This window comes from uncultured Negativibacillus sp. (assembly GCF_944388365.1).
Classification (GTDB): domain Bacteria; phylum Bacillota; class Clostridia; order Oscillospirales; family Ruminococcaceae; genus Negativibacillus.
Genome location: NZ_CALXIN010000116.1, coordinates 1 through 5,098, shown reverse-complemented (window position 1 = coordinate 5,098; position 5,098 = coordinate 1). Strand labels below are relative to the sequence as shown.

The window sequence follows — 5,098 nt, the reverse complement described above, 5'->3', positions numbered from 1 at the left end:
ATACATGCTCAAACGATATTTATCTTTTCTGCCTGCATACAGATTGATGCTCATATCGGGAGCATTGGCAAACGGTGTGACCGCGACCACGCCCTCGATTTTGGAAATCTGGGTGAGCGCGTCATCGTTGAGCTTTGGTTTTTCGGAGGAACTGCCGTAGTTTTGAATGGTGATCTGGGTCAGGTCGCCCATCTGTGCCAGCGACTGTTCCATCGCTTCGGTCATGGCAAGACCCAGCGAGATCATCACCACGATGGCACAGGTACCCACTACAACGCCGGTCATTGTCAGAAAAGTTCTGGCTTTGCGGCGCAGAAGGTTTCGCAGCGTCATGGAAATTAAATCAGATATTCTCATCGTCGTCCTCGAATTCTGCCGCAGCTTTCCGGCGCTTGAGGGTGGTTCTCACAACAAGCAGTACTACCACAACGATGCCGCTGATCGCTGCCCACATCTGCCAGCTGGCAGGATCCTTGAGCTTGTCGAGCAGCCCAGGTTCTTCGGCCGGAGGCTCCTCCATCATACCCATGTCCATGCCCATATCCATGCCGGTCATCATATCGTCGGTAGGCGCCTCCAAAATATTGGTGGAAAACGGGATGTTGACGGTGTTAACATTGCCGGCAGCATCCTCATAGCTGTACGCGATCTGGCCGTTGAGCGGACCGGCAGTGTCCGGTGTGAAGGAAAACTCCACGTCGCCCGATGCACCGGCCGCTACGTTGCCGATGTGTTCTACCTTGCCTGCGCCGTTAAAGTCGCCGACCAGCGTTGCCGACAGATTGTAGATGTCGCCGCGGCTCTTGTTGACATATTTGCCGGTGATATAGATTTCCTCGCCGACGCTGCTCTCCAGCAGGTCTGCGATCGGGTCGGCGCTGAAGCGGTCCGGCTGGAGCGTCTGCACCGAGATCTGCTGGGTCATCTCGCCCTTCTGACGGGCGCCATTGATGACATATTCATAGGTGAAGCTGATGTCCACCGGATGAGAGGTTGCTTCGGCATTTGGCAGCACTGCGATGTTGACCGAGGTCTGATAGGTGCTGGACTTATTGATAATCGGCAGGTAAAAGACGTTGGTGCTGTCCACGATCTGCAGTCCCTCTCCAGGAGCCACCTTGAGGATGATGTTTTCCATGTCCACCTGCTGGCTGGTGTTCATCACGGTAAAGCTCAGCGCAAACTCGCTGCCTGCGGCGATCTGGTCCTGTCCACCGGTCGAATATTCCTGCAGCAGCAGGTATGGTGTTTCAAAGTCCGGTGTGGTCGGAGTGTTGTTGTCACCGCCATTGTTGTTATTGTCGCCGTTGTTGTTTGGAGGAGTGGTTGTTCCTCCGCCTCCACCGCCAGGAGTATTGGAGTCGCCGTAGCTTCCATTGCCTCCGGTGGAGTTGTCGCCGGTATTGCCGTTGTTGGTATTATCGCCGGTATTGTCACCGTTATTGGTGTTGTCGCCGGTATTGTTGTTGGTATTGTCGTTGCTTGCCGGCGCCGGCTGATTGAGGAGCGTTCCCTCGGCGTTATAGCGCTTGAGGGTCAGCTTGTTGTTTTCGTCCTTGTCCTTATCGGTGGTGACGTTGCCGTTTTGGTCGATGGTGCTGCTGCTGGATTTGCTCAGTTCGGTGTCCAGCTTTGCCTTGGAGAAGGTAAAGCTCAGCGCTGCGGTCTGGTTTTTGACGTAGCTCTGTTTTTTGCCGCTGACCGTCTTGGTGTATGGCACCTGGAACAGCAGGTTCATCTTCATCTCATTGGAATCGCGGAACACCACGCTTGGCAGCTGGATGTCCAGATTGATGGTGTCGTTTGTTCCCTTCGAGCAGGTGATGCGGTTGGAAAACGCCTCACCTGTGGAGGAACCCATGTTATATTTTAAATAGTAGGAATTTTCGCGGGTGGAGGTCATGGTCGAATATTTGCCGGTGCCGTCGCACAGATGCAAAGTGACATCCACGCGGCCGTAGTTAGTTTCGACGTCGTTGCCTTCACTGTCGGTGTAGATGACCCTCGACGAGGTAAAGCCGATCAGGTTGGAACTTGCCGTGTTGGAAAAGGTTCCGATCAGCTCGCCCTTCAGGTCATAGAAGGTCAGGTCGGGCTGCCTTGCAGTATGTACCGTCTTTTTGACTGTGGTTTTGGTCGTGGCAGCGCTTGCCATGGTGGTCAGCAGGCTGCTCATCACGCCCAGAATCATCAGCACTGCCATCAGCAGGCAGACTGCGCGAACAAACTTTTTCTGTTTCATTGTTTCTCCTCATCTTCCTTTTCCAAATTTGACTGCGGCTTTGGCTGTGGATGCAGGCTGTCAGGCGTCTCCTCCTGCCCGATTGGCTGCGCTGTTTCCTCTTTTTTATCCTGCTGGGTCTGCGCCGGTGGTTTACTTGACTTTGCGTCCTCTGCTGCTTGCTCGTTTTGCTGAAGCTCATCCGGCAGCAGGGTATCGACCACCTCGCTGAGATTTTCGCCGCTCTGCTTTTCGTCCTCTCCTGCGTCCTCATTTTGTTGAAGCTCGTCCGGCAGCAGGGTATCGACCACCTCACTGAGATTCTCGCCGTTTTGCGCTCCCTGCTGGGCACTGAGCGCGATCGACTGGTTGGGACGGTCGTCCACCACCTTGCCGTCGATCAGCGTGATGATGCGGTCGGCATAGAGCGCAAGCTCGCGGTCGTGGGTGACCAGCACCAGCGTCTGCTGATGCTTGCGGCACAGTGCCACCATCAGCTCCATGACCTCGCGGGTGGTCTTGGTGTCCAGGTTGCCGGTCGGCTCGTCGGCAAAGACGATCTTCGGCTTTGCCACAAAGGCGCGGGCGATGCCGACGCGCTGCTGCTGACCGCCGGACATCTGGGCGGGCTTGTGGTACATGCGCTTGCCCAGTCCCACCTGTTTGAGGATCACCTTGGCGCGGCGGTTGCGCAGTCCTTTGCCGATGCCACGGAACATCAGCGGCATGGCGACGTTTTCCAGCGCGCTGTATGACTGCAGGAGGTTATAGGACTGAAAGATAAAGCCAATGTTCTGTTGGCGAAACCTGGCAAGCTGTCCTTCGTTCAGTGCCGAGATGTTGACGCCGCCGATCAGCACCCTGCCCTTGGTCGGTTTTTCCAATCCTGCCAGCTGGTTTAAGAGGGTGGATTTTCCCGAACCGGAGGTGCCCAGGATGCAGCAGATCTGGCCCTTTTCGATCTCCAGATTGAGGCCGCCCAGAGCGACGACCTTTTCCTTACCAATCGGGTAGACCTTATACAGATTTTCGATTTTGATAATCGCTCCCACGCGGTCATTTCCTCCTTTTGCCATCGAATACAAAAACAGGATAGCATAACAGTCTACACCTGTCAAGGTATCCAAAGCGATTCCATTGACTTTTCTACATTATTAAAAATCCGTCCAAAAAAATTTAAGAAACCAAAGTGCAGCATTTTGAAAAACTGGTGAAAATAAGCCATTTTTCCGCCCTGTCCTGTTCAAAGCCGGATTGTGAAAAATAGAAAAATATGCTATGATAACGCTGACAAACTGTTTTGCAGGAGGAAGGAAAGATTGGAAAACAAATCCAGAGTGATTCTCTTTGACGAGCTGCGCGGCGTGAGCATTCTCAGCATGCTCCTCTACCATCTGTGCTACGATCTGGCGGTGCTGTTTGGTGTGGGCGGGATGCAGTGGTTTTTCTCGCCGGCAGCTTCCCTTTGGCAACTGTGCATCTGCGGCGTCTTTATCTTTGTGGCGGGAGCCTGCTGCTCCTATTCCAAAAACAATCTGCGGCGCGGACTGCGGCTGTTTATACTGGGCATGCTCTTTACGGTGGTGACCGCCGTTGTCATGCCCGACCAGCTCATCGTGTTTGGTCTGCTGCACTTTCTGGGCGTGGCAGTGCTGGTGAGCATTCCCTGCCGCCGCGCCTTTGCACGTATGAAGCCGCTTATCGGTGTGGCAGCGGGACTGGTGCTGTTCTGGCTTACCTACCATGTGCAGTCGGGCTGGATCGGCGTTAGTCCGACGCTGTCGGTACAGCTGCCGCGCCTTCTCTACCGCACCAACTGGCTGTGCTTCCTCGGTTTTTACAATCAGGACTTTGCCTCGGCGGACTTTTTCCCGCTGCTGCCCTATCTGTTTTTGTTCTGGGCAGGGTTATTTTCCTCGCGTTTGAAACTGCCGTCGTGCTTTTACCGCAGCCACTGCCGACCGCTTGCCTTTTTGGGCAGGAACAGCCTGTGGATCTATCTGTTCCATCAGCCGGTGCTGTATCTTGTGCTGTGGCTGATCTTTGCATAGAAAGGAGAACCGGATTGAAACAGCAGTTTACCATCTCGCAGGTGGCGCAGATGCTGGGACTTGGCATCGACGCCGTGCGCTTTTATGAGAAAAAGGGCTTGGTGCATCCGCAGATTAACCCCGACAACCGCTACCGCATCTATACCCTCCATCAGGTGATGGAGCTGTTGGACGTCAGCTACTACCGCAGTCTTGGCATGAGCATCAGCCAGATCAGCAGCATCTATCAGGACAGCGACGAAAACCAGCTACTCGGGCTGCTCGAGCAAAAGCGGCTGGAAACACAGCGGCGCATCCGCTATGAACAGCAGATGCTGGGACGCATCGAGCACGTCGAAGCGATCGCCCGCCGCATCTGCGAACAGGGTCAGGAGATGGACGTGGTGGACTTTCCCGCCTGCGACATCCTGTTCGAACAGCGGCAGGACAGTCTGGAAGGCTATCTGCGGCAGGTCAGCGACATGGACCACGACCACTTCATCTTCTGCCAGCTGGCGCGGGAGTTTTTGCTCGGTTCGGACAAGGACAGCGTCCAGCTGATCCAGCAGCGCACCATGCTGCTGATGGACTGCCGCATCACCGCCGAGCTGGGTACTCAGCAGCGGGAAAAACAGCTGGACGGTGTGCGGGCGCTGCACAGTGTGGTGCGGCTGCCAAAGGCAGAATTGCAGGAGCAGGACGTCTTGGCGATGCTCGACTGTGCGCGCAGGCGAGGTCTCTCACTGAGCGACCGGCTTTTGATGATCGAGATTCCGATGATCTCCTACACAAACCTCGACCACTACTACGCCGAGCTGTTCATCCAATTAAAATAGAGCGCAAAAAA

General features: G+C 54.9%; 4 protein-coding genes and 1 pseudogene. 2 read left to right on the top strand and 3 right to left on the bottom strand.

The window, feature by feature from the left end:
* The 3 genes and pseudogenes from Q0L39_RS10535 to Q0L39_RS10525 all read right to left on the bottom strand — a co-directional run.
* Positions 1 to 357 (bottom strand): ABC transporter permease (locus Q0L39_RS10535; protein WP_296629013.1); only part of this gene is annotated, 357 nt, incomplete at its 3' end.
* Positions 344 to 2,242: a hypothetical protein gene (locus Q0L39_RS10530; RefSeq protein WP_296629012.1), complete on the bottom strand. Its 1,899-nt coding sequence runs from the start codon at positions 2,240 to 2,242 to the stop codon at positions 344 to 346. The genes Q0L39_RS10530 and Q0L39_RS10535, both read right to left, overlap by 14 nt.
* Positions 2,243 to 2,577: 335 nt before the next feature.
* Positions 2,578 to 3,297: pseudogene (locus Q0L39_RS10525) on the bottom strand (ABC transporter ATP-binding protein); the annotation flags it as partial.
* Between the two features lie 243 nt (positions 3,298 to 3,540).
* Between Q0L39_RS10525 and Q0L39_RS10520 the strand changes: the two are divergent.
* Positions 3,541 to 4,272 (top strand): heparan-alpha-glucosaminide N-acetyltransferase, encoded by a 732-nt coding sequence (locus Q0L39_RS10520; RefSeq protein WP_296629010.1) that lies wholly within the window; start codon positions 3,541 to 3,543, stop codon positions 4,270 to 4,272.
* A gap of 14 nt (positions 4,273 to 4,286) precedes the next feature.
* Positions 4,287 to 5,087: a MerR family transcriptional regulator gene (locus tag Q0L39_RS10515; RefSeq protein ID WP_296629007.1), complete on the top strand. Its 801-nt coding sequence runs from the start codon at positions 4,287 to 4,289 to the stop codon at positions 5,085 to 5,087.
* Positions 5,088 to 5,098 lie beyond the last annotated feature (11 nt).